The sequence below is a fragment of the Nonomuraea sp. NPDC049400 genome, from assembly GCF_044466425.1.
Taxonomy (GTDB): Bacteria; Actinomycetota; Actinomycetes; order Streptosporangiales; family Streptosporangiaceae; genus Nonomuraea.
In genome coordinates this window covers 52,858-76,833 of sequence record NZ_JBITMP010000003.1, presented here as the reverse complement: position 1 = coordinate 76,833, position 23,976 = coordinate 52,858, and the positions used below count along the sequence as shown (strand labels likewise).

Annotated in this window: 19 protein-coding genes; 11 read left to right on the top strand and 8 right to left on the bottom strand. The window is 71.1% G+C overall.

Annotation, left to right across the window (positions count from 1 at the left end; translation table 11 throughout):
* Positions 1–31: 31 nt before the first annotated feature.
* The 3 genes from ACIBVN_RS04250 to ACIBVN_RS04240 all read right to left on the bottom strand — a co-directional run bounded on the left by ACIBVN_RS04250 (position 32) and on the right by ACIBVN_RS04240 (position 2,601).
* Positions 32–331 (bottom strand): DUF4193 domain-containing protein, encoded by a 300-nt coding sequence (locus ACIBVN_RS04250; protein WP_020542847.1) that lies wholly within the window; start codon positions 329–331, stop codon positions 32–34.
* 309 nt (positions 332–640) lie between these two features.
* The gene (locus ACIBVN_RS04245) at positions 641–1,909 is read right to left on the bottom strand and encodes a sensor histidine kinase (RefSeq protein WP_397133160.1); all 1,269 of its coding nucleotides are present in this window, start codon (positions 1,907–1,909) and stop codon (positions 641–643) included.
* Positions 1,910–1,947: 38 nt separating this feature from the next.
* Positions 1,948–2,601, bottom strand: coding sequence for a response regulator transcription factor (locus tag ACIBVN_RS04240; protein WP_349451511.1), 654 nt, complete (start codon positions 2,599–2,601; stop codon positions 1,948–1,950).
* Between the two features lie 223 nt (positions 2,602–2,824).
* On the opposite strand from ACIBVN_RS04240, the gene ACIBVN_RS04235 reads away from it, so the two are divergent.
* Complete coding sequence (locus ACIBVN_RS04235; protein ID WP_397132510.1) at positions 2,825–2,989, top strand: hypothetical protein; 165 nt, start codon at positions 2,825–2,827, stop codon at positions 2,987–2,989.
* 66 nt (positions 2,990–3,055) lie between these two features.
* Here the strand turns inward: ACIBVN_RS04235 and ACIBVN_RS04230 are convergent, their stop codons facing one another.
* Together ACIBVN_RS04230 and ACIBVN_RS04225 are read right to left on the bottom strand one after the other, a co-directional pair.
* A complete protein-coding gene (locus ACIBVN_RS04230) occupies positions 3,056–3,844 on the bottom strand; it encodes an inositol monophosphatase family protein (RefSeq protein ID WP_397132508.1) in 789 nt (262 codons plus the stop codon).
* Positions 3,844–5,823, bottom strand: coding sequence for a prolyl oligopeptidase family serine peptidase (locus ACIBVN_RS04225; RefSeq protein WP_397132506.1), 1,980 nt, complete (start codon positions 5,821–5,823; stop codon positions 3,844–3,846). Before ACIBVN_RS04225 ends, ACIBVN_RS04230 begins: the two co-directional genes overlap by 1 nt.
* Positions 5,824–5,912: 89 nt before the next feature.
* On the opposite strand from ACIBVN_RS04225, the gene ACIBVN_RS04220 reads away from it, so the two are divergent.
* Complete coding sequence (locus tag ACIBVN_RS04220; RefSeq protein ID WP_397132504.1) at positions 5,913–6,863, top strand: ferrochelatase; 951 nt, start codon at positions 5,913–5,915, stop codon at positions 6,861–6,863.
* Here ACIBVN_RS04220 and ACIBVN_RS04215 read toward each other — a convergent pair.
* The gene (locus ACIBVN_RS04215; RefSeq protein WP_397132502.1) at positions 6,854–8,044 is read right to left on the bottom strand and encodes a lytic murein transglycosylase; all 1,191 of its coding nucleotides are present in this window, start codon (positions 8,042–8,044) and stop codon (positions 6,854–6,856) included. The genes ACIBVN_RS04220 and ACIBVN_RS04215 overlap by 10 nt on opposite strands.
* 98 nt (positions 8,045–8,142) lie before the next feature.
* Here ACIBVN_RS04215 and ACIBVN_RS04210 point away from each other — a divergent pair, with 98 nt between their 5' ends.
* The 5 genes from ACIBVN_RS04210 (at position 8,143) to sepH (ending at position 15,231) form a co-directional block, all read left to right on the top strand.
* Complete coding sequence (locus tag ACIBVN_RS04210; RefSeq protein ID WP_397132500.1) at positions 8,143–9,345, top strand: MFS transporter; 1,203 nt, start codon at positions 8,143–8,145, stop codon at positions 9,343–9,345.
* A gap of 55 nt (positions 9,346–9,400) precedes the next feature.
* Positions 9,401–10,123 (top strand): polysaccharide deacetylase family protein, encoded by a 723-nt coding sequence (locus tag ACIBVN_RS04205; protein ID WP_397132498.1) that lies wholly within the window; start codon positions 9,401–9,403, stop codon positions 10,121–10,123.
* 43 nt (positions 10,124–10,166) lie between these two features.
* A complete protein-coding gene (locus ACIBVN_RS04200; protein ID WP_397132496.1) occupies positions 10,167–11,444 on the top strand; it encodes a D-arabinono-1,4-lactone oxidase in 1,278 nt (425 codons plus the stop codon).
* Positions 11,445–11,567: 123 nt separating this feature from the next.
* Entirely contained in the window at positions 11,568–12,350 is a 783-nt protein-coding gene (locus tag ACIBVN_RS04195) for a S8 family serine peptidase (protein WP_397132494.1), read from the top strand.
* A 160-nt stretch (positions 12,351–12,510) separates the two neighbouring features.
* Positions 12,511–15,231: a septation protein SepH gene (sepH, locus tag ACIBVN_RS04190; protein WP_397132492.1), complete on the top strand. Its 2,721-nt coding sequence runs from the start codon at positions 12,511–12,513 to the stop codon at positions 15,229–15,231.
* A gap of 233 nt (positions 15,232–15,464) precedes the next feature.
* Here the strand turns inward: sepH and ACIBVN_RS04185 are convergent, their stop codons facing one another.
* Positions 15,465–16,904 (bottom strand): PH domain-containing protein, encoded by a 1,440-nt coding sequence (locus ACIBVN_RS04185; RefSeq protein WP_397132490.1) that lies wholly within the window; start codon positions 16,902–16,904, stop codon positions 15,465–15,467.
* 221 nt (positions 16,905–17,125) lie between these two features.
* Positions 17,126–17,647 (bottom strand): PH domain-containing protein, encoded by a 522-nt coding sequence (locus tag ACIBVN_RS04180; protein WP_397132488.1) that lies wholly within the window; start codon positions 17,645–17,647, stop codon positions 17,126–17,128.
* A gap of 684 nt (positions 17,648–18,331) precedes the next feature.
* Here ACIBVN_RS04180 and ACIBVN_RS04175 point away from each other — a divergent pair.
* From ACIBVN_RS04175 to ACIBVN_RS04160, 4 genes are all read left to right on the top strand, one after another.
* Entirely contained in the window at positions 18,332–18,871 is a 540-nt protein-coding gene (locus ACIBVN_RS04175; protein ID WP_397132486.1) for a YbhB/YbcL family Raf kinase inhibitor-like protein, read from the top strand.
* 183 nt (positions 18,872–19,054) lie between these two features.
* Positions 19,055–20,542 (top strand): hypothetical protein, encoded by a 1,488-nt coding sequence (locus ACIBVN_RS04170; protein ID WP_397132484.1) that lies wholly within the window; start codon positions 19,055–19,057, stop codon positions 20,540–20,542.
* Between the two features lie 78 nt (positions 20,543–20,620).
* Positions 20,621–22,864, top strand: coding sequence for a SulP family inorganic anion transporter (locus tag ACIBVN_RS04165; RefSeq protein ID WP_397132482.1), 2,244 nt, complete (start codon positions 20,621–20,623; stop codon positions 22,862–22,864).
* On the top strand, positions 22,861–23,877 hold the full coding sequence (locus ACIBVN_RS04160; protein ID WP_397132480.1) for an NAD-dependent epimerase/dehydratase family protein: 1,017 nt from the start codon (positions 22,861–22,863) through the stop codon (positions 23,875–23,877). The genes ACIBVN_RS04165 and ACIBVN_RS04160 overlap by 4 nt, the downstream gene beginning before the upstream one ends.
* The last annotated feature ends 99 nt before the right edge of the window (positions 23,878–23,976 follow it).

Sequence of the window (23,976 nt, the reverse complement as noted above, 5' to 3'; positions counted from 1 at the left end):
AGTCCTACCCCGAGCCCTTCGCTCCAGTCGATCAGGCGGCGCACTCCCGGCAGACCTGCTGGCCGTTCTTCTCGGAGGCCAGCTGGCTGCGGTGGTGCACCAGGAAGCAGCGCGAGCAGGTGAACTCGTCGGCCTGACGGGGAATGACCCGCAGGGAGAGCTCTTCGTTCGACAGGTCCGCACCGGGCAGCTCCAGCGACTCGGCCAGGTCGGTCTCATCGATGTCGATGCTGCCCGACGACTTGTCCGTGCGGCGCGCCTGCAGCTCCTGGAGGCTGTCCTCACCCAGGTCGTCGTCTGTCTTGCGCGGGCTGTCGTAGTCGGTAGCCATTGTGCTTACTCCATCCCCCTCATCTATATGTCTTCGCGCTCGTCGCGCGTCTTCTAACGTCCAGGAAGCCCATCTTGTGCCCGTTCCGTCGAGGAGATTTCCCATCGGTACCCCGCGGGAACGGACAACGAACCTCCCAACACGTCAGGGCCTGCTGCCGCTGGCAATGGTTAGCCAAATATGGCGAAACCCACAGCCTTGGCGTCATGCACCACCGTGTTCGACGGCACATCCAACCACATGTGTGGCCAGAACGAGACGCCCCCCGTACATCAACACGCGGACGAACGCACCGGAGCAACACGAGCCTCAGCGTCTTGGCAGCCGAATGGTCACGACCAGCCCGCCACCATCGCGCGGCACCGCAGTCACATTTCCACCGTGCGCCTGCACCACCGCACGAACGATGGACAGCCCCAGACCCGCCCCCTTGGCCGATTCCACGCGGTCCGCGTGCAGCCTCCTGAACGGCTCGAACAGGCTGTTCACCTCGTACGCCGGGACGTGCTGTCCCGTGTTGGCCACCTGAACAACCAAGGCACCGTCCGCCATTCCCGTCCGGATCCAGACTTTTCCGCTCTCGGGAATGTTGTACTTGACGGCGTTCTCCAGCAGGTTGCTGACGGACCGCTCCAGCAGCACGGGATCGCCGACGGCAGGCGCGCCGGCCAGCTCGGTCGTCAAGGTCACCCCGTGTTCCTGGGCGAACGGCTGGACCTGTTCCACGGCCGTCTGGGCGACTTCCTGAACGTCGAGCGGCTTGCGCACCGCGAGCTCGCGCTCGCTCCTCGCCAGCAGCAGCAGTCCCTCGATGAGCTTCTCGTTTCGCGCGTTGACCTCGAGGAGGGTACGGCCGAGCGCTTTGAGATCCTCGGACGCCTCGGGGTCCGACAGAGCGATCTCGAGGACCGTCCGGTTGATCGTGAGCGGGGTGCGCAGCTCGTGTGAGGCGTTGGCCACGAATCTGCGCTGGGTGTCGAAGGCGACGTTGAGCCGGGTGAGCATGGCGTCGAACGTGTCGGCCAGCTCCTTCAGCTCGTCATTGGGTCCTTCGAGGCCGATGCGCTGGTGGGCGAGAGTGCTCTCGGACAGCTTGCGCGCCGTCGCGGTCATCTGGGCCACCGGCCGCATCGCCCGGTCGGCCACGAAATAGCCGATGATCAGCGCCAGAATGCCGACGCCCAGCAACGCGAGGATGACGTTGCCGAACAGCGCGTCACGCGCGTTCTGGACCGCCTGCCTCTGCCAGGTGCGCCAAGCGGTCTGCAGCTGCTCGTCCTGAGCGGGGGGCAGTCCGAGGTCGATGCTGGGCCACGCCGAGCTGATCGCCGTGCCGACGATCGCGTAGACCGATCCCAGGAGCACCGCGGCGGCGGCGAAGACCAGCACGCCATAGGTGAGCGTGAGCCGCCACCGGATGCTGACCTTGCCGGGCAGCTCCTTCATCCGCTCCATCGCCGTGCGCTGGACCGGCGGCGCCTGCCCGGGCGGCGGCGGGCCGTCCCAGGCGGGCGGCCCGGTGGGCGGCGGCGCCTCCTGCACGCGCGTCGCCTTCCTCGCCGAATGCGGGCTGATCATCGGATGCGTCGGCCCGGCTTCGCGCTCTGGCCTTTCACTCACAGTTTGTACCCAACCCCGGGCACAGTCTCGATCACCTGAGGCTCGCCCAGCTTCTTCCGCAGCGTCATCATGGTCACGCGGACCACGTTCGTGAACGGGTCGATGTTCTCGTCCCACGCCTTGTCCAGCAGGTCCTCCTGGCTGACCACGGCGCCTTCGGCCCGCATCAGCTCCTCGAGCACCGCGAACTCCTTCTTGGTCAGCACGATCTCCTTGCCGTCGCGCTCCACCAGCCGCTTGCCCGGGTCGAGCCGGATGCCGGCGCGCTCCAGGACGGGCGGCAGGGCGGGAGCGGAGCGGCGGCCGAGCGCGCGCACCCTGGCGACCAGCTCGATGAACACGAACGGCTTGGCCAGGTAGTCGTCGGCGCCGAGGCCGAGACCCTCCACCTTGTCGTCCACGTCGCCCGAAGCGGTCAGCATCAGGATCCGCGAGGCGCTGCGCTGCTCCACCAGGCGCCGGCACACCTCGTCGCCGTGGACGACCGGCAGGTCGCGGTCGAGCACGATCACGTCGTAGTCGATGTAGGAGGTCCGCTCGAGGGCGCCGCCCCCGTCATAGGCGACGTCGACCGCCATGGCCTCGCGGCGCAGCCCGGTCGCGATCGCGTCGGCGAGCACCCGCTCATCCTCAACCACCAGCACTCGCACGCCTGATGCACCTCTCTCCCGTTGTAGTCACTCATTCTGCGCACAGTGTCGATAAGCGCACGGTAAGCCATGTTCAGGGGTGGGTGACGCCGTGGTCAGGCACGAGAGAGAGAAATTCATGTTTCGGGACGCGACCACCCGGGGTATGCCTGCGGGACACCCATTACCCGGCAATGGGCGTACTGCATCCAAACCACGGATCGGACCCTAGAGAGTAGGTGAGATGGGCGAGTTCACGACCACGATCGAACACCGCCTCGACCAGGCTTATGAGGGCCTGCGGGAGGCCCGCAGCGTCGGCGACGACTACCTCGCCGACACACTCACCGCCGAGATAGAGGACCTGCGGCGGCTGGCTGACGATCACGGCATCCCGTTGCCCCGCTAACCACGCGAAAACGGCCGGAGCCCCAGGGCTCCGGCCGTTTCGCGTCTCACCAGGCGATGCGGCGGGTCAGGCGTCCCGTTCCGGGTCGAGCGGCGCCAGCAGATCGTGCAGCTCCTCGAAGAGGCCCGGGGCCGCGCACAGCGCGAACTCCGGGCTGACCGGCCTGCCGTGCAGGCCTTCGAGCCTGGCCCCCGACTCGGTCGCCACCAGGCCGGCCGCGCCGAAGTCCCACGGGTTGATGCCGCGCTCGTAGTAGGCGTCCACGCGGCCGGCCGCGAGCGAGCACAGGTCGATCGCGCACGAGCCGCCGCGCCTGATGTCGCGCACCCGGGGCAGCACCTCCGCCACCACCTGGCCCTGGACCGCGCGCCTGGCCACCGAGTAGCCGAACCCGGTCGCCACCAGCGCCTGCGCGAGCGGCACGCCCGCGTTGCAGCGCAGCCGCTCACCGCCGAGCCAGGCGCCCTCGCCGAGCGCGGCGGTGTAGACCTCGCCGCGCATGGGCACGTTGACGACCCCGGCCACGACCCGGCCGTCGACCTCGACGGCTATCGACACCGCCCAGTCGGGCAGGCCGTACAGGAAGTTGACGGTGCCGTCGATCGGGTCGACGACCCAGCGCACGTCCGACTCGCCGGGCTCCTCTCCCCCTTCCTCGCCGAGGATCCTGTCACCGGGCCTGGCGGCCAGGATGCGCTCGCGGATGAGCTCCTCCGAGGCCGTGTCGAGCGCGGTGACCACGTCGGTGGGGCTGGACTTGGTCTCGACCTCCTCGGACATCGTGGGCCGCTTGGCGAGCAGCATGTCGCCCGCCTCGCGCGCGATGTCCTCGGCCAGTCTCAGGAAATCCGTCATCAGGCCACCGAGTCCGGGCGCTTCCACTCCTCGCCCAGCACGTGCTGGGCCAGGAACGCGAACACAGTCTCGTACCAGGCGAGGATGTTGCCCGGCTTGAGTATCCAGTGGTTCTCGTCGGGGAAGTACAGGAACTTCGACTCGACCTCGGTGCGCCGCAGGTCCCACCAGAGCCGCAGGGCCTCGCCTATCGGCACGCGGTAGTCCTTGTCGCCGTGGATGACGAGGAGCGGCGTGGTGATCTTGTCGAGGGAGTGGTGCGGCGACAGGAGCGAGTACCGCTCGGAGCCGGGCTCGCCGAACTCGCGCTGCCAGTACATGGAGGCGTCGGTGGTGCCGGCGAACTGGTCGAGGTTCCACAGGGAGGCGTGGGTGACGATGGCCTTGTAGCGGTCGCTGTGGCCGGCGAGCCAGTTGGCCATGTAGCCGCCGAACGAGCCGCCCATCGCGCCGATGCGCTCGCTGTCGATGTCGTCCCTGGCCAGGGCCACGTCGACGATCGCGTCGAGGTCGGCCTGGGTGCGCGGGCCCCAGTTGCCCCAGCCGCGGTCGATCATCTCCTGCCCGTAGCCGGTGGACAGGCACGGGTCCGGCATGAGTACGGCGTACCCGCGCTGGGTCATGAGCCACACCTGCCAGCGCCACTGCCAGTCGTTCCACGAGGCGACGGGGCCACCGTGGATCCACAGCAGGAACGGCGCGGGCTGGTCGGCGGAGGCGCCCTCGGGCAGCGCGAGCCAGCCGCGGACCGTGGCGCCGTCGTCGGCGGTGGCGGAGATCTCGGTCAACGTGCCGGGCACCTCGGGGCGCGGCGCCGGCGAGGGCAGGTCGGTGATCTCGCGGGTGGCGACGTCGATCCTGGCCGGGCCGGGTGCGAGGTCGACGCCGCTGCGCAGGGCGTAGACGAAGGCGCCGTCGGAGGTCGCGTTGAGGCCGACGTAGGCGGCGTCGTCCTCAGTGAGCCTGGAAGCCTCGCCCTCCAGCGGGACGCGGAAGACCGGGCGGCGGCCCTGGTGGTCGGCCACGACGTAGACGGCCGAGGAGTCCGGCGCCCATTCGATGTCGGCGGGGAACAGGGCCTCGGGCGCGTACGCGCGGCCCTCGCCGGTGGCCAGGTCGGCGATCCACAGCTCGCTGCGCGCCGAGACGTCCAGCCCGGTGAAGCGCTCGTGCGAGCAGGCGACCTTGGCGCCGTCGGGCGAGATCGCGATGGGGCTCGTGTAGTTGTGACGGTCCTCGGTGAGCACGGTGCGCCGCTCGCCCGTGGCCACGTCGACGGCCACCAGGTCGGTGCGGTACTCGCCCTTCGGCAGATACGTGCGCCAGGTCGTGACGACCGTGGCGCCGTCCGGGGTCAGCTCGAACGCGGCGTCACGCAGCGCCTCGCCCGCGTCGGGGGTGAGGTCGCGCACGTCCTCCAGCCGGTCGGCGCCGAGCCTGGCGGCGAACAGCCTGGTGCGGGCGGGGCCGAGGTCGTGGTCCCAGTAGCGGATCGGGTAGCCCTCGTGCAGGACGGCGCTGATCCCGGCGTCCTTGCGGGCCTTGCGCTTGGCCTCCTCTGCCGCCTCCTCGCCGTCGAGCACCTCGGCGGAGAACACCACGACGTCACCGGCCGTACGGACCGCGCCGATCCCGCCCGGGCGCGTGGCCACCTGACGGGCCTCACCGCCCGCACGGGGCAGCAGCCAGAGCGAGGGCACCTCGTCGGTGGAGTCCTTGACCGTGGGGTCGGGACGGGCGGAGGTGAACAGCACGTCGCCCGCGTCCGTGAAGACGGCGGCGGACTCGCCCTTCGCCGAGCGGGTCAGCCGGTACGGCTCGCCGTCGACCGGGATCGCCCAGAGCGCGGTGCCGAAGGACTTGCCGTCGGGGTTGAGTGACTGGACCGTCGAGATCAGCCTGGAGCCGTCGGGTGAGAGCCTCAGCGAGAGAACCCGGGGGATGGCCACATAGTCGCGTATGTCATTGAATGCGCTCACTCAATCGAACCTACCTGTTCGTGAGGCGGTTCGGTCGCCCGCCTTCCCTCGCGGACAGGACCGCCGATGCTCCCGAATAGGGTGGTCGCGTGGGAGATTACGACGCGTTGCTCGTTCTTTCGTTCGGCGGCCCGGAGGGGCCCGACGACGTGATCCCGTTCCTGGAGAACGTCGTGCGCGGCCGGGGCGTGCCGCGCGAGCGGCTGCTCGAGGTGGCCGAGCACTACCAGAGCTTCGGCGGGGTCAGCCCGATCAACCAGCAGAACCGCGAGCTGGTCGAGGCGTTGCGCCCGGTGGCGGGCGTGCCGGTCTACTGGGGCAACCGCAACTGGCACCCGTTCGGCGAGGACACCGTGCGCCAGATGAAGGCCGACGGGATCAGGAAGGCGGCCGTGTTCGCGACGTCGGCGTTCGCGGGCTACTCGAGCTGCCGGCAGTACTACGAGGACATCGCCAGGATCTCCGTCGAGGGCGGCCCCGAGCTGGTCAAGATGCGGCACTTCGGCGACCACCCGGGGTTCGTGGCGGCGATGGCCGACCACACGCGGGCGGCGCTGGAGCGGCTCGGCCGCGACGACGCCCGGCTGGTGTTCACCGCCCACAGCATCCCCGTCTCCATGGCCGAGACCGCCGGGCCGTCGGGCGGGCTGTACGAGGCGCAGCTCCGCAGGAGCGCCGAACTGGTCAGCCGGGCGCTCGGCCGCACCCAGCCGTGGGACCTGGTCTGGCAGTCGCGCAGCGGCCCGCCGCAGGTGCCGTGGCTGGAGCCGGACGTCTGCGACTTCCTGCGCAAGACGGAGGCCCGCTCGGTCGTGCTGGTGCCGATCGGGTTCGTCTCCGACCACATGGAGGTCGTCTACGACCTCGACACCGAGGCCAGGCAGGTGGCCGCCGAGCTGGGGCTGCCCATGGAGCGGGCGGCGACGGCGGGCACGCACCCGCGTTTCGTCCAGATGGTGCGCGAGCTGATGGACGAGCCGGAGCCCGTCCCGTGCGCGCTGACCTGCTGCCCCGCGCCCCGCAGGCGTCCTCAGGCGTAGGTGCGGGCGTACGCTTGCGCGATCCCCATGACCTTGTTCACGTAGTCCCACGAGTGGTTGTAGAACCAGATCGCCTTGCGTAACTTCTCGCCGCCCCGGCCCGCGCCGTTGGCGCACAGGTAGTTGGCCGCGCCCGGCACCGCGTCGTACGGGCTCCAGATGTCCCTCTTGCCATCGCCGTCGCCGTCCACGCCGTAGTGCTTCCACGTCGCGGGCATGAACTGCATGGGCCCGAGCGCGCCCGCGCTGGACGGGCCGTTGTTGCGCCCGTGACTGCTCTCCACCTGCCCGATCGCCGCCAGCACCGTCCACGACAGCCCCGGGCAGCGGGTGGCCGCCGCCTTGTACAGCTCCAGGTAGCTGCCGGGGCGGCCCACGTTCACCGTGGTCTGCGGCTTCTGCTGCTGCTTGGGGGTCTTCTGCTGCTTGGGGGTACGGTGCGCCACGTCCAGCACGACGACCTGCGAGCCCTTGCCGAGCAGCTTGCGCACCCCCGCCTCGCTGATCGTGCCGGCCTTGCCGTGCAGCAGCACCGCGACCCCCGGCGCGAACCCCAGCGACTTGCCCAGCTCCGCGCTGACGAGCCCGTCCACGCCCGTGAGCCCGAGCGTGGCCGAGGCCGCGACGCGCAGCCTGGGCCCGCCGTCCACCTGGTACATGGCGCCCAGGATCATGCCGAACTTGCGCATCGAGCCCGCGTCGGCCACGAGCTCTCCCCTGGCCAGCGCGCTCCACACGGCGGGCTGGTCGGCGACCGGCTGCGGCGTCCAGGAGCGGAAGTCCGCGGGATCGACGGCCAGCAGGTTGAGCGCGGTGCCCGAGACCTTGACCGCGCCCGCGTCCACCACGATCACCTTCTGCACGTGCTTGAGCGCGCCCAGGGCGAACCTGGTCTGCTTGGGCACAGACGCCGCGGCGATGGCCAGCACGCGCGGCGGGGTCGCGGTGACGCCGGGGCCGCCCTTGCCGAACTCCTTGACCGGTTCTGCCGTGGGCACGAGCTGGTCGAGGCGGGGCGCCGGTTGCTGCTGTCGCGGTGTGGTCTGCCTGCGTACGGGTTCCTGTACGGTTCTGACCAGCCCGTCACCCATGATCACGACGATTCCGCCGGCCGCGGCCGTGACCGCGAGCACGGCGATGACCATGAGCATGACCGCACGAAACGAGGGAAGACCGGACACTCGGCACACGTTAACCCACGCGGCCGATAAATCAGTTGCCCTCCGGACATACGGTGCGAAATGGTTAGCTCGCTCAAGTTCAGTAAGGAGAAAATGGCGTGGTCGGGCCTTACCGGGGGTTGTTCGACGGGTCCGGCGTCAAGGGGTTCGTGCTGGCGGGTTTCGTCGGCCGCATGCCGATGTCCATGCAGGGCATCGGGGTCGTCCTGCTGATCTCCACGCTCACCACGTCATACGCCACCGCGGGCGGGGTCGCCGCCATGACCAGCGTGGCCTTCGCCGTCGCCGCTCCCCTGTCGGGCCGGCTCGTGGACAGGTTCGGGCAGAGCAAGGTCATCCCGCCGTTCTCCGTCGTCAACGCGCTCGCGCTGCTCGCGCTGATGCTCTGCGCCGGGCTCAGGCTGCCCGACTGGACGCTGTACGCCTCCGGCCTGCTCGTCGGCGCCACGTCGATGTCCATCGGCTCGATGGTGCGGGCCCGCTGGTCGGTCATCCACGGCGGATCGGGCAAGCTGCACACCGCGTTCGCCTTCGAGTCAGTGGTGGACGAGGTGATCTTCGTGGCCGGGCCCGCGCTGGTCACGGTGCTGGCCACCGCCGTGAACCCGTACGCGGGACTGGTCGTGGCCCTGCTCTGCATGCTCTTCGGCTCCCTGGCGCTGGCGGCGCAGCGACGTACTCAGCCACCCGTGGCGCCGGTCAAGTCGGCGTCCAGCACGCCCATCCTGATCCCCGGCATCGCCCTGCTGGCCTGTGTCGACCTGGCGCTGGGCGCGGTGTTCGGCTCCGTGGACCTGATCACGGTGGCGTTCGCGGAGGAGCACGGCGCGAAGGGGAGCGCCGGGTTCCTGCTGGCCGCGTTCGCGGGCGGGTCCATGGTCTCGGGGCTGTGGTTCGGGTCGAGGCACTGGAAGATCTCGCTGCGCGGGCGGTTCATCCGCGCGCTCGGGCTGTTCGTGGTGGGGCTGGTGCCGATCATGTTCATCGGCGACACGCTGATCATGGCGGTGGCGCTGTTCCTGGCCGGCTTCGCGATCTCGCCGACGCTCATCACGGGCTTCTCGCTGACCGAGCGGCTGGTGCCGCCGTCCCTGCTCACCGAGGGCATGGCGTGGATCTCGACGTCGCTCGGGTTCGGCGTGGCGATCGGCGCGTGGGCGGGCGGGCGGCTCACCGAGGCGTTCGGCGCGTCCAACGCGTACGTCTTCTCCTGGGGCTGCGCACTGCTCGCCGCGGTCGTGGGAGTCGCAGGTTCGGGTTTGCTGAGACTTCCCGAGGCTCCTTCACCCGCGAAGAGCTGATCCGCTACCGTCGGGGACATCCCTCGCAACACCCATCACACTGGAAGCTTTACTTATGTCCCGACAAATCAGTTCACTTCTAGCTATCGCGGCTGTCTGCGTCACGCTGGCTCCTGCGCCCGCCCTCGCGCAGACGCCCAAGAAGGCGCCCGTCGACTGCGAGCAGGTCAAGTGCATCGCCCTGACCTTCGACGACGGGCCGAGCAAGTACGCGGGAACGCTGCTCGACACGCTGAAGAAGTACGACGCGAAGGCGACGTTCTTCCTCGAGGGCCAGTACGTCAAGAGCCGTCCCGCCTTCGTCAAGCGCATGGTCGCCGAGGGCCACGAGCTCGGCAACCACAGCTACAGCCACCCCGACTTCACCAAGGCCGAGGCCGGGGAGATCAGGAACGAGATCAAGAAGACCCAGGACGCGGTGAAGAAGGCCGCGGGCGTCGAGCCCAAGCTGCTGCGCCCGCCGTACGGGCTCGCCGACCTGCAGGTCTCGGACATCGCCACCGAGTTCGGCATGCCGATGATCCTCTGGACCGGCGGCTCGGAGGACTGGAAGACCAGGAACGTCGAGGCCATCAAGAAGAAGACCATGGAGGTCGCCCAGCCCGGCGGCATCATCCTGATGCACGACTGGGTGAAGCAGACCGAGGACGCGATGCCGGCCATCATCAAGTCCCTGCAGAAGAAGGGCTACCACCTGGTCACGGTCTCCGAGGTGATCAAGGGGCAGAACCTCCAGCCCGGCGACATCTTCCCGGTTCCCGCCGGCTGGCAGAAGTGAGTATCGTTCGCGTCTAACCGAATGATGCTCTTGAGGGGTGCGCATGGCGTTCGCGAACTGGGCGCGTAACCAGTCATGCAGCCCCGCCGAGGTGCGTACACCCGCCTCGGTCGAGGACGTCGTACGCGCCGTGCGGGACGCCGCCGCCTCCGGGCGGCGCGTCCGCATGGTCGGAACGGGCCACTCCTTCACCGGGGTGGCCCTCACCGACGGCATCATGCTGCGCCCCGGCGCGCTCACCGGCATCAGGTCGTGGGCAGGCGACCGCGTGACCGTGCTGGCGGGCACTTCGCTCCGCGTGCTGAACGAGCTCCTCGACGAGCGCGGTCTGGCCCTGGCGAACATGGGCGACATCACCGAGCAGACCGTCGCGGGCGCGATCCAGACCGGCACGCACGGCACCGGGCGGGACAGCGGCGGCCTCGCCGACCAGGTCGCCGAGCTGGAGCTGGTGCTGGCCGACGGCTCCGTGGCGACCGCCGGGCCGGGCGAGGACCTGTTCGACGCGGCCAGGGTCGGGCTGGGGGCGCTCGGCGTGCTGACGGCCGTCACGTTCCGGGTGGAGCCCGCGTTCCTGCTGCACAACCGGCGGCGCAAGCTGCCGCTGGGCGAGATCCTCGGCTCTCTCGACGCGCTGACCTCGGAGAACGAGCACCTCGACTTCTTCTGGCTGCCGCACACCGACGCCTGCCTGGTCAAGACCAACAACCGCAGCGCGGGCCCCGCCCGGCCGCCGAGCGCGTTCAGGCACTGGCTGGACAACGTGTTCCTGGAGAACACCGTCTTCGGCGCGGCCTGCGCACTCGGCGCCCGCTTCCCCGATCTGATCCCCGGGATCAACGCCGTCAGCGCGGCGGCGCTCGGGGACTCGGAGTCGGCCGACACGTCGTACAAGATCTTCACGGCGCGCCGGGACGTGCGTTTCCTCGAGATGGAGTACGCCGTGCCGCGCGAGCGCCTCGCCCAGGCGCTGCGCGAGACGCGCGACCTGATCGAGCGGATGGACTGGAAGATCACCTTTCCGGTGGAGGTGCGGATCACGCCGCCCAGCGACGCCTGGCTGTCCACCGCGTACGGGCGGCCGTCGGCGTACGTCGCGTGCCACATCTACCGGCCGACGCCCAACCCCGCGTACTTCGAGGGCGTGGAAGAGATCATGACGCGGCTGGACGGGCGGCCGCACTGGGGCAAGCTGCACACCAGGGACGCCTCCTACCTGAGCAAGGTCTATCCCCGCTTCGCGGACTTCACGGCGCTGCGCGACCGGCTCGACCCGAGGCGGCTGTTCGGCAACGACTACCTGGATCGAGTGCTGGGCTGACGCGCGGGTTCCCCTCCTGCCTTCGGCGGGAACCCCGTCCCGCGCTCGCCTTCGGTAAAGAAGCTTCCTCGGAAACGTGTCCCGGCATCCCTGCGAGCCGTGTGACGGGCATTCTCGTAACTCGTGCCCCGACGACTCGGCCTGCCCTCCGTGTACCTCGCCGCGGCCGTGGCCACGGCCGCCACGACCGCCGTACCTCTCGCCATGACGCCCGCCTCAGGACTCGCCCTGCGCCCCGGCCCCATGGAGCCCACGCGCCCCTACATCGTCACCGCGCGCAGCCGGGTGGCCGCCCGCGACCTCGTCGGCGAGGTGAGATGGCGGGTACGGCGCTTCTACACCGCGGCGCTGCCCGGATTCGCCACCTTCCTCACCGCCGCCGAGCTGGCCGAGCTCCGGGCCGACCCGCGGGTGCGCGCGATCGAACCCGACCGCCAGCTCCGCCCCGCGCCCGCCGGGAAGTCCCGCCCGCTCCCCCGCTCGGCCGCCACCACCTTCTACGTCGTGGACAGCGGCGTGGACGCGGGCAGGGCCGAGTTCGGCGACCGGGCCTGGCGCGCCTTCGACGCCACCGGCGGCACCGGGCACGACTGCCTCGGCCACGGCACGGAGGTCGCCCGGCGCGTCCACACCGCGGCGCCCAGGGCCAGGATCGCGTCGGTACGGGTGTTCGGCTGCGGCGGCTCGGGCGCCCTGGCCGACGTCCTGGCCGGACTGGACTGGATCCACAGACACGCCCGCGGCCCCTCCATCGCCAGCCTGTCCCTCGAGGGCGCCGCCTCCCCCGCGCTCGACGCGGCCGTACGGTCGCTGGTGCGCTCCGGCGTGTCCGTCATGCGGGGCGGCGCGATTCGCCAGAACCCGTCGGCGGCCTCTAGCCTCCAGATACGCAACGGCGGGCTCTAGAGTGATGGACCTCACAAATGTGACCGGCGTCACACCGTCCCGGGAGTATCCCAGGAAGGCGATGTTCGGACATGCCGGGTACGGTGCTGGCAGGCAACCGGCACACGCGAGAGACTCAAGGGTCCGGGGGAAGAATGGCGACGCTGACGAAGGGACTCGCATGCAGGAGCTCCGACTCGTCGCGGTGAGTGAGGACGGCACCTACCTCGTGCTGGCTACTGCCGGGCGAGGTACGCGCTTCACGCTTCCCGTGGACGACCGGCTCCGTGCTGCCGTCCGCGGCAACTTCTCCCGTCTCGGCCAGTACGAGATCGAAGTGGAGAGTCCGTTGCGCCCCAAGGAGATCCAGGCACGCATCCGCGCCGGAGAGACGGCGGAGGAGATAGCCGCGACCGCCGGGATCCCGGTCGAGCGTGTCCGCTGGTTCGAGGGTCCGGTGCTGCAGGAGCGGGAGTACGTCGCCCAGCAGGCGCAGCGCGTCGCCGTACGGATGCCTGGGGAGTCGGCGCCCGGGCCCACCCTAGGCGATCTCGTCGCGGAGCGGCTGACCAGGCGTGGCGTGCCCACGGACGAGATCGACTGGGACTCCGCCAAGCGCGACGACGGGCTGTGGCGGGTCAAGCTCGGCTACGTGTGGAACGGTCACACGCGCCACGCCGAGTGGCTCTTCGACCCGCGCAAGCGGCACGTGACGCCCCACGACGACGAGGCCATGCGGCTGTCGTCTGCCGACTTCGACCCCGAGCCGCCGGTGGTGGAGGACACCACGGTGACGCCGTTCACGCCGCGGGTGGCCAAGCTGCAGCCGGTGCCGCCGCTCACCTCCGTCCCTTCGGTGGTGCGGCGCGAGGCCGCCGAAGAGCCTGCCGTCGCCTACAACTCGCCGCCCAGGTCGCAGGAGCCTTCCTACGGCCGCGCCCAGGACACGTCGCCTCCCTTCGACCGCGCCGCTCCCCCGCGCGACCCTGACGACGCCAGAGAGGCCTCCTTCGACGTGCCCGACTCCGGCTTCCGCGAGGACGCGGGCGCGCGCCAGGACTCCACGCCCCTGCGGCACGACCCCTCCAGGGAGGCGGGGCCGCGGCATGAGCCGCCATCGCGCGAGCCCTTCCGCCCGGAGTCTCCTGCGCGTGAGACCGGCTATGCCCGCCCCGGCGACACCTCGTCCCGCCGCGGCGGGTCTTCGCCATGGCTGCCCGACTTCGGCCCCGGCCGTCCCGCCGAGCGCGACACGGACCCGATCTACGCCCCCGCCACCGACCCGGCGCCCACGTCTCCGTCCCCGTCTCCGTCCTCGCTCCCGGACTCCCGCACGGCTCCGCCGCCCACCGCCGAGGAACCGCCGTTCCGGGAGCCTGCCGCCGCCCACGACGAGGGTCCGGCCCGGGACCAGGCTCTGGCGCAGGCGCAGGGTGCCGCGTCCACGCAGCCTCCTGCCCAGAACCAGCCCGCCACCCAGGCGCAGCCCACCCCGGAGACGCAGCCCACCGCTGCCCAGCCCATCCCTGGGGTTCAGCCCGCCGCGCAGGGCCAGCCCACCGCGCAGGCTCAGCCCGCCACGCAGGTGCAGCCGACCTCACAGACGCAGGACCAGGCCGTCGCCCAGGGGCAGGCCGTCGCCCAAGGGCAGCCGACCGCCACGGCCGCGTCGCCCGCTGGGCCCGAAGCCACGGCGCAGGCACCCACTGAGGTGGAACCCCCCGCCCAACCGGAGGCCGCCACCGAGGCGCCCGCTCAGCCGGAGGTTGCCGCCCAGGCACCCGCTCAGCAGGAGCCGGTGGCGCAGGCGCCGGTTACGGTGGACTCGCCTTCCCCGGGGGAGTCGCCCTCCACACCGGAGCCGATCATCGAGCCCGCCGCCACGCCCATCGCCGTGTCCGGTGACGCCATGGGGCCCGACACCACGACAGCGTCCAACACCGCGACGCCCGCATCGGTGGAAACGAGCACACCGACAACGGCCGCCGCGGAAGCCGGCACGCCCGACGCCTCGGACACCAAGGCGCCTGCCGGCGCGGACGCCGCGTCGCCCGCTGCCGTGGACACGCAACCGCCCGGTGCCGTGGACGCTCAGAAGGTGGACGCCACCGACACCCAGCCAGCCGATGCCACAGACGCCCAGACGGCCGGTCCCGCAGGCGCTCAGACTGCCGGTGTCGCGGGCGCGCAGACGGCCGGGACCCCGGGCGCTCAGGCGTCCGGAGTCGTGGAGGCCGAAACGGCCAAGGCAGCGGAGGTCGTGGTGGAAGCGGTTTCTCCTGCGTCGGCGGTGACCGCGACGGAGGAGAAGGCGGCGGCCCAGGCCGTACCGGACGGTGACCCTCAGCAGGAAAGCGCCGCACAGCCCGCATCGCCGCAGGCCGAGAGCGCCGCACAGCAAGCCGCGCCGGAGCCGGAGAGCAGCACTGCCCAGCCCGCCGCGGCCAAGGCCGAGAGCGCCCAGCAGCCCGCGCCCGAGTCCGAGAGCGCCACCCGGCCCGCCGCGCCGGAGGCCCCGCGGGCCGAGGCCGAGCAGTCCGCTCCGGAAGCCGAGCCTCCGCACAAGGCCGAACCTGCGCACAAGGCCGAGGCAGCCCAGGAGGCCGAGCCTGCGCAGGACGCCAAGTCCACACAGGACGCCGAGCCTGAGCAGGAGGCCGAGGCAGCCGAGGAGGCCAAGCCCGCTCAGGAGGCCAAGCCTCCGGCGCCCGCTCCCAAGCCCAAGCCCGCGGTCCCGGCGGCGCGTTCGGGCAAGACGGACGCCAAGGAGGAGCCGCCTGTGCCCGTGCCGTCGCCGCCGCCCGCCCCGGCCGCCCGCCAGGCGCGCAAGGGCTCGAGGGGACGCAGGGCTTCGGTCCCGACCTGGGACGAGATCATGTTCGGCGCCCGCCGCCAGGACTGACCGCATCCGCGCACGACGATCGCCAGGACCCGCCGCCGGAACTGGACCACGCTGGCCCTCGGCGATCGTCAGAACGCGCCGCCAGAGGGATCAGCTCACCGGCGCCCAGTGCCCGAGCCGAGGGTCAAGCCCGCGGATGGCATTTGGGATTCGGGGAGGGGTCAGCCTGTCGGCGGCGTTCGTGACACGAAGGCTCGTCGGCCTGCGGGGCGGCGTTGATGGACTCGGGGTGCTCAGCCGGCGGGTGGCGTCGGAGGTTCGAGGAAAGGGGCGAGCCACTCCGGTGTCACCTCGGCCGGAAATCCCGCCCCCTGAGCCTCCGACACGTCGATCGCCGAGTAGCCGCCCTTGCCCGCTCCGACGCCGGCGATCAGCGTGAGCACCCCGGCTCGCCGCTGGAACCACGTCTGGCGCAGCCGCCATCCCACCACGGCCCGGCGTTCGATCACTGCCAGGGAACGCCGCAACGACCCCGAGCGCACCGCCAGCCGTACCCCGTCGTAGCCGTGCCCCAGCGACGCGTACCGGTCGAGCCCGAGCGGAACCCCGGCACCGGCCAGCAGCAGCGTCACCACCAGCAGGACCCACCACAGCGTCAGCCCAGTGGCCCAGAGCGCCGCGGCGCTCGCCACCGCCAGGGCGGTCCAGGGGACGACGGCGCGGAACAGGCGGCGGTTGCGCGCCACGGGCGGGTGGGGGCGGAGAGGCGCCCGGTAGGGGCCGATGGCGTCCGTGGTCACCTGGTGCGCCACGGGCCGGGGCACATCGGGCAGGAGCTGCCCGCGCGTCTCGGAGTCCCCCAGTCCCGTCACGATGGCCCAGACACGTACGACCCCCGCCCACCGTTCGGCGAGCCCGTCCACGATCTCGTAGCCGCGCACCCGGGCGGACTCCAGCGACACGCTGCGCCGGTTGATCAGCCCACGCTCCGCCACCAGGTAGCCGTCGCGGCGCTTGAGCTGGAAGTCCCAGTTGAAGACCGCGTACATCAGCCCGCCCACGAACGGCATCGCCACCACGAGCAGCAGCACCGCGACCAGCAGCAGATAGGGATGGGCCCAAAGCCACTCCCCGGCGCTCCAGGCGGCGTCCTGGTCGAGCCCCAGCTCGTCGCCCCACTGGAACACCAGCCCCACGGCGCCGCCGGCGAGCGCGAAGGGCGTGAGCAGGTACGCGCCCGACAGCGGCCCGTACAGCAGCCACCTCCGCGGCACGCCGATGATCACCCGCTCCTGGGGCCCCGCCATGTCGGGCACGTGCACCTCGGGACGCGCCGAGCGCCGCAGGAGCACCGATTTGAGCCGTTCGGCCTCCTCCAGCGTGACGCCGTCGAGCTCGGCCTCCTCGTCGTCGCCGCTCGCCCCTGTGTCGATCTTGAGTACGGCCAGGCCGAGCAGGCGGTGCATGGGCGGCGTGGACACGTCGACGCCGCGGATCCGCTCCAGCGGGATGGTGCGGACGGAGCGGCTGATCAGCGACCGCTTGGTCTCCAGCCGGTCGCCGGCGATCTCGTAGGTGAAGGTGGCCCACCTGACGACGGCGAACACCACGGTGCCTGCCACGCCGAGCGCCGCCCATGCGTACGACCTGGCCGAGAACCCGCCCACGAAGAGCACGCCGACGAGGGGGAGCAGGAGCGAGGGCAGCATGCGTACGGGATCGATGAGCAGCACTTTCGGGTGCAGCCGCTGCGGAGGACCGCCCTGAGCCGGGGCGTCGCCCCGCGGCCCGGGACCGGCTTGGGGGGCACCGTCGCCTCCGGGTGGGACGGGGCCGGATTGGGGGGCACCGTCACTCTGGGACGGGACCGGGCCCGTTTGGGGGGCACCGTCACCCTGGAGCGGAACCGGGCCTGACTGCGGATCACCGTCACCCTGGGGCGGGACGGGGCCGGTCATGTGGCGTCGTCCCTGAGTGATTCCGCGCGGTGCGCGAGCTGCTCGGCCAGGCCTGCGGCGACGCGGTAGTCGAGGCCCTTGATCGTCGAGGACCCGGCGTGGGACGCGGTGCGGATCTCCAGCGTGGCCAGCCCGAGCATCCGTTCGAACCACCCTTGCGCCTTGTCGACCGTCTGGATGCGGCTCACAGGCACGAACACCCATTCCCTGGTCAGGAACCCCGACCTGGCGTAGACGACGTCCCCAGAGAGCTCCCAGCGATGCACGGCGTACCGTACGAAGGGCTCGGCGGCCAGGAACGGCCCCATCAGGACCACGACCGCGGCAGGCAGCGCCCAGGAGTGGTCCGCGAACCAGCCGGGCACCCACGACCACCCGCTCCCGCCGACCCACCGCGCCACCAGGAGCGAGCCGCCCAGGAAGAGCACGAACGCGACCAGTGACTCGAGCAACCACAGGCGGACGGCCTTGGGCGAGACGCGATTCGCCGGATCGCGCAGCGGGCCAGTTGACGTCACAAGGCCAGCTTAGGACGCGAACCGCCGAAGCGATCTGTCACCGCCACCGCCACCGCCGAGATCCTCCCCACGACGCTCGGCGTGTCTGCCGCCGCCCTGCTCGGCCTCGGTGCGATGCTCGATGGCGGCCGGCCGTAGGCTGTCGAGCTTGGCCATGTCGGCGGCGCCACGTACGTGCCAGCCAGGCCCGGCCAGCGCAGGACCGCACCGGAGCGCAAGCGCCTCACGCGACGTGGCAGCCGCCGTCCCCTCACGGGACGCGGCAGCCGCCGTCACCCTCATGCGACGTGGCAGCCGCCGCGCCCCTCCCGGAGCGCCGTCGGAGCGCCGAAATCGCCGCCTGTGCCTACATTCCGGGACCGATCCGGCGCACCTGATTTTTGCGGGCGCCGCCGGAAGGGCGCGACCGACACCAAGGTCCGTCTTGTCGGATCACCGTACGAGATCCCGCCAGAAGACCGGCCCCGGGGAATCAGCAGGCCAGAAAGGGTCCCGGCGTACGAGGCCGGGCCGCTCCCCGGCATCGGCAAGCGGCGCGCCTGTGTCGAAGGTCACTACTCGGATCCCGCGATTCTGCCTCGTTTCGGATCCTTTACCGAGCACCGACCATCGAGAAACGGTCTGCGCACCGCCGGGAGCCGCGTAGCATCATCCGGCATGGGGCTGTGTAACGCGGCATCACGCATGCGACGCATCGCCGTCAGTGTGACGGTGGTGGCCGCCGCGCTCGCCTTGTCGGGTTGCGGCAGCCTCATCGGTAGATCTCAGGCCATGGACATCGCGGAGATCAACGTCTCGAGCCCGGAGTTGCGCGAGGGCAAGCCGCTGCCCGCCGGATACTCCTGCCGGGGCGACCAGGGCAGCCCTCCGCTGCGCTGGTCGAGTCAGCCGCTGTCCGAGGCCAAGTCGATCGCCATCGTGGTCGATTCACAAGCGGCGTCGGATTCGGCCGTGCACTGGGTGCTCTACAACATCCCGGCGACCACGACCGAGCTGGGACCCAACGCCGCGGCCGACCCCCCTCCGGGATCCGGCCAGGCGAGGGTGACGAGCGGCAAGGTGGGCTACGACCCTCCGTGCAAGAGCGGCATCTACCGCTTCACCGTCTACACGCTGAAGGACAAGGTCGTCGTCCCGAAGGATGGCGGGCTCCCCGACATCCTCAAGGACATCGCCGACAAGACCATCGCCCGGGGCAGACTCACGGCGATCGACATCCAGTGAGAGCCCGAACACAGCAGGTAATACGGTGTACCAATTCTTCACGTAGGGTGTGACAACGCTCATAGTGGTCCGACACAATCAGATCCAATTGTTAGGCACTGGTGATCAAAGGGGGCAGGTCGCGTCGATGGCCGCGCGATCTCACCGGCGCCGAAGGGAGGCCATGGCTTTGAGGGTGGTGCAATGACTGCGGTTGTAGTGAGCTTGGTCGCCGTCGTGCTCCTCGTGCTCGTCGTCGTGGCACTGGGCATGCGTTCGATGAGCCGCCGGGAGAGCTCTCTCCCTCCGGAACGGCTGAAGGAGATGGCCGAGAAGGAGGAGAGGACCCAGACGCGGTCCACTGACGAGTTCGCCTCGCATGAGCCGCGCATGGCCAACTTCAGCCCCGACTTCAGCCCTATCGACCAGCCCAAGCAGCCCAAACCGGTGCGCACCGGTCAGCGTGGCAGGCGTGGCGTCGACGAGTGGGGCAACCCGACCTCCGACGACGAGGACGAGGAGTTCTGGGCCAACATCCGCAGCGATGCGGAAGAGGGCGGTTTCGGTGCGGGTGGCACCGTGGCGGTCAGGAAGGGCGCCTCCCGCCCCGTCGAGCGCGAACGGCCCGCCGAGCAGCCCGCCGCCGAGCAGCCCGCTGCCGAGCGTCCCGCCCCCAAGCGCCGGGCACGCACCGCACAGCCGCAGCCCGCGGCCGCCTCCGCCGACCCCAACGCGACCACCGTCCAGTCCCCCCTGCCGCAGCGCCAGCCGGCCGCCGCGGCGGCCAACCTCGCCGACCTGGTCGAGCCGGCCAAGCGCCCCGCTCCGGCCCAGGCCGAGCTGGCGGACCAGCGTACGATGACGTTCGCGGCGCCGACGGGCGACGTGATGAGCATCCTCGGCGCGGGCGCCCAGCCGGTGCCCTCCCCCCGCCCCGACTCCCTGTCCTCCAACGGGACCGGCAACGGCACGGGCTCCTTCCCGGCCACTCCCGCCGCGAGCGGCTCCTACCCCGCGACCCCCGCGACCCAGCCCAACCCCCTGAGCACGCCGAGCGGGAGCGGCTCGTACGGCAGCGGCTCCTATCCCGCGACCCCCGCGGCGAACACCAGCGGCTCCTTCCCCGCCCAGCCCGCCCCCATCCACGGCGCGCCCACGAGCGACCCGTTCCCCGCCTACACCAACGCGGCCGAGACCACCTGGACCAACCAGCCCGCGACGCCGTCGTCGTCCGGCTCCTGGCCCGCCCAGCCCGACATCCTCGACGACCCCTCCCCCGGCTCGGGAAGCTCCTGGCCCGCCTTCGAGGAGCCCGCCGCGCGCTCGTCGTACCCGGCCTCGTACGAAGTGCGCTCCGGCTGGGCGGTCGCCGACGACACCGACCCGCTCACCGGCCCCTCCCCCGCCACCGGCGCCCCGACCGCGCCCAGCAGGGCGGTCTCGTCCTACGACGACGCACTGTCGGCCCCCGCGCCGAAGCCGTCCTCGTTCGCATACGAGACCGGCGACATCACCACCTTCGCGTACGAGACCGGCGACATCACCACCAGCCCCGCCGCCGCCTGGCCGGAACCGCCGTCGAGCGCGACCCAGTGGCCGACGTACGGCTCCCAGAACGGCAACGGCAACGGCAACCGCGGCAGCCACCGCCGCTCGTCCGACCAGGACCAGCCCCACGACTACTACCGGTGATCTCAGGCGCCCATTAATGGGTAAAACCCGCGTGACACACCCTTAAAGCGGGGTCGACGGAGCAATAGGGTTTGCTCCATGATCCCCGACACGAAGAGTAACTGGCGGGACACGCTCAGGCATGACGTGCCCGCCTCGCTCGTGGTTTTCCTCGTCGCGGTGCCCCTCTCGCTCGGCATCGCGCTGGCCTCGGGCGCCCCGCTGGCCGCGGGGCTGATCGCCGCCGTGGTGGGCGGGATCGTGGCGGGCTCGCTGGGCGGCTCCGCCGTGCAGGTGAGCGGGCCCGCCGCCGGTTTGTCGCTGGTGGTCGTGGATATCGTGCAGACGTACGGGTGGCGCGCCACCTGCATGATCACGCTGATGGCGGGAGCCGTGCAGCTGCTGCTCGGCGTCGTCAAGGCGGCCAGGGCGGCGCTCGCGGTCTCGCCGGCGGTCATCCACGGGATGCTGGCGGCCGTCGGCGTGATCATCGCGCTCGCCCAGCTCCACGTGGTGCTCGGCGGCAGCTCGCAGCGCTCGGCCGTGGCGAACCTGATCGAGCTCCCCGGCCAGATCGCCGACCTCCACGGGCACAAGGTCGCCGTCGGCGTGCTCACGATCACCGTGCTGGCGTTGTGGACGCGGGTGCCCAAGCAGATCAAGGCCGTGCCCGCGCCGCTGGTGGCGCTGCTCGTGGCAGCGGTCACGGCGTGGGTGTTCAACTGGGACGTCACGCGCGTGGACCTGTCGGAAAGCGTCGTGGCGTGGGCGTTCCCCGTGCTGCCGAACGGCGACTGGCACCTGGTCGTGGCGGCGGTGCTGCTGGTGGCGCTGCTGGCCGGGTGCGAGTCGCTGCTGTGCTGCGTGGCGGTCGAGGGGCAGCACGCCGGCCGCCGCGCCGATCTCGACCAGGAGCTGACCGGTCAGGGCGTCGCGAACATGGTCAGCGGCGCGCTCGGCGGCCTGCCGGTGGCCGGCGTGATCGTGCGCAGCACCACGAACGTGCAGGCGGGCGCGCGTACCCGCTGGTCGACGATCCTGCACGGGGTGTGGGTGCTGGTGTTCGCGATCGGGTTCGGCTGGACGATCAAGCTGATCCCGCTGGAGGCGCTGGCGGGGTTGCTGGTGTTCATCGGCGTCCAGATGGTGAACCTGGGTCACATCAGGAAGGTGCACGGCCACGGCGAGGTGCCCGTGTACGTGGTGACGATGCTCGCCGTGATCCTGCTCGGGCTCGCCGAGGGTGTGCTGGCCGGGCTGGCGCTGGCCGCGCTCCTCGCGCTGCGCCGCCTGACCTGGGTCACCGTGCTGAAGCGGGAGGACCGCGACGGACGGCTGCACGTGACGATCTCCGGCTCGCTCACGTTCCTGGGTGTGCCCAGGCTGACGCACGAGCTGCGCACCATCGCCCACGGCGCCGCCGTGGACCTCGACCTGAACATCGACTTCATGGACAACGCCGCCTTCGAGGCCATCCACTCCTGGCGGCTCGACCACGAGCGCATGGGCGGCACGGTCGACATCGACGAGCTGCACGACGAGTGGTACTCGCTGGCGGCCAGCGGGGCGCGCATGTTTCCCGTCAAGTCACCGCCCAAGGCGCCGGACCGCTGGTGGCTGCCGTGGGCGCACCGGCGCCGCCGTCCCCCTGCCACGCCGGGCTCCACCGGGGCGGAGTGCCAGCTGACGGCGGGGGCGCGGGAGTTCCACCGGCGTACGGCGCCGCTGGTCCGGCCCATCTTCACCGAGCTGGCCCGCAAGCAGCAGCCGTCGCACCTGTTCATCACCTGCGCGGACTCCAGGATCGTGCCCAGCCTGATCACCGCGAGCGGCCCCGGTGACCTGTTCACCGTGCGCAACATCGGCAACCTGGTGCCGCGCAGGGGCTCCGAGCCGCACGACGACTCGGTGGTGGCGGCGATCGAGTACGCCACGCAGGTCCTGGGCGTGCACACGATCACGGTGTGCGGCCATTCGGGGTGCGGCGCGATGGCGGGGGTGCTCAGCGGAGGCGTGCAGGCAGGCAGCCTGCCGGGGCTGAGACGGTGGCTGCGGCACGGAAACCACAGTCTGGCCAGGTTCATCGAGACCGAGGGCGATCGCCTGCACAGCGGCGCTCTGGACGTGCTGTGCCGGGTCAACGTGCAGCAGCAGCTGGAGAACCTGCGCACCTACCGCAAGGTCGACGAGCAGGTGCGGGCCGGGAAGCTGGAGCTGGTGGGGCTCTTCTTCGACATCGGCTCGGCGAGAGTGCACATCGTGCCGCCGCTGCGCCCCACGCACTCAGCTCTGCGTGAAGACGGCCGATCGCAGGCCGACGATGGGCGAACAATGAGTGCATGAAGCTTCTCATCATTGGTGGTTCGGGGTTCCTGGGTCGTGCCGTCGTCGTCGAGGCGCTGGCCCGGGGGCATGAGGTGACGACGTTCAACAGGGGGCGGAGCGGGGCCGACGTGCCCGGCGCCGAGGTCGTGCGCGGCGACCGGGAGGTGCGCGCGGACCTCGATCGGCTGATCGCAGGCCGGTCGTGGGACGCCGTGGTCGACACGTCCGGCTACGTGCCGCGCGTCGTGGGCGAGTCGGCGCGGGCACTGTCCGGGCACGCCGGTACGTACGCCTTCGTCTCCAGCGTCTCGGCCATCGACGGCTTTCCCGGCAATCCGGCCACCGAGGACACCCCCGGTTGGCCGTGCGCGCCCGACGCCGGGCCTGACGACGGCGGCTACGGCGTGCTGAAGGCGGGGTGCGAGCGGGCGGTCCAGCAGGGGTTCGAGGGAAACGCGCTGATCGTCCGGCCCGGCCTGATCCTGGGGCCGCACGAAAACGTGGCCAGGCTGCCGTGGTGGCTGAGCAGGATCGCGCGCGGCGGCCAGGTCCTCGCCCCCGGCGACCCGGACACGCCGATGCAGCTAGTGGACGCGCGTGACGTGGCGATCTTCACCCTTGACCAGGCGGAGCGCGGCACGTCCGACACCTTCCTCGTGACGGGGCCAGCGGGCAACACCACCTATGGCGAGTGGCTCGGCCTGTGCAAGGAGGTGACGGGGTCGGACGCGGAATTCGTGTGGATGGACAGCCGGTTCCTGGCGGAGCAGGGGGCGGGGACGTTCGTGGAGCTGCCGCTGTGGGGTGGGCCGCCGTCCGCGGAGATCGACAACTTCTGGAGCGTGCCGACGGCCAGGGCGCGGGCGGCGGGGCTGCGCACCCGTCCGGTTGCTGAGATCGTGCGCGACACGTGGGCGTGGCTCCGCGAGATCCCGGAGGAGCAGCGCGTCTACGGCGTCAAGACCCAGCACGGGATGGCACCGGAGAAGGAGGCCGCGATCCTCGCGGCATGGGCGGCCCGTTCTGCGTAATCCTCCGCGGACACGGCGCCCGGGGGCGGGTTAGTTTCGCGGGCGCCGTGCCCTGCGAGAAGGCGACGCGGGTCCAAGGCCGGGACTTGCTCGATGATG

What these genes read in the sequence shown, in the direction of transcription:
- ACIBVN_RS04250 (WP_020542847.1), bottom strand. Translation starts at nt 331, where the DNA reads ATGGCTACCGACTACGACAGCCCGCGCAAGACAGACGACGACCTGGGT.
- ACIBVN_RS04245 (WP_397133160.1), bottom strand. Translation starts at nt 1,909, where the DNA reads ATGATCAGCCCGCATTCGGCGAGGAAGGCGACGCGCGTGCAGGAGGCG.
- ACIBVN_RS04235 (WP_397132510.1), top strand. Translation starts at nt 2,825, where the DNA reads ATGGGCGAGTTCACGACCACGATCGAACACCGCCTCGACCAGGCTTAT.
- ACIBVN_RS04230 (WP_397132508.1), bottom strand. Translation starts at nt 3,844, where the DNA reads ATGACGGATTTCCTGAGACTGGCCGAGGACATCGCGCGCGAGGCGGGC.
- ACIBVN_RS04205 (WP_397132498.1), top strand. Translation starts at nt 9,401, where the DNA reads ATGTCCCGACAAATCAGTTCACTTCTAGCTATCGCGGCTGTCTGCGTC.
- ACIBVN_RS04200 (WP_397132496.1), top strand. Translation starts at nt 10,167, where the DNA reads ATGGCGTTCGCGAACTGGGCGCGTAACCAGTCATGCAGCCCCGCCGAG.
- sepH (WP_397132492.1), top strand. Translation starts at nt 12,511, where the DNA reads ATGCAGGAGCTCCGACTCGTCGCGGTGAGTGAGGACGGCACCTACCTC.
- ACIBVN_RS04175 (WP_397132486.1), top strand. Translation starts at nt 18,332, where the DNA reads ATGCGACGCATCGCCGTCAGTGTGACGGTGGTGGCCGCCGCGCTCGCC.
- ACIBVN_RS04170 (WP_397132484.1), top strand. Translation starts at nt 19,055, where the DNA reads ATGACTGCGGTTGTAGTGAGCTTGGTCGCCGTCGTGCTCCTCGTGCTC.
- ACIBVN_RS04165 (WP_397132482.1), top strand. Translation starts at nt 20,621, where the DNA reads ATGATCCCCGACACGAAGAGTAACTGGCGGGACACGCTCAGGCATGAC.
- ACIBVN_RS04160 (WP_397132480.1), top strand. Translation starts at nt 22,861, where the DNA reads ATGAAGCTTCTCATCATTGGTGGTTCGGGGTTCCTGGGTCGTGCCGTC.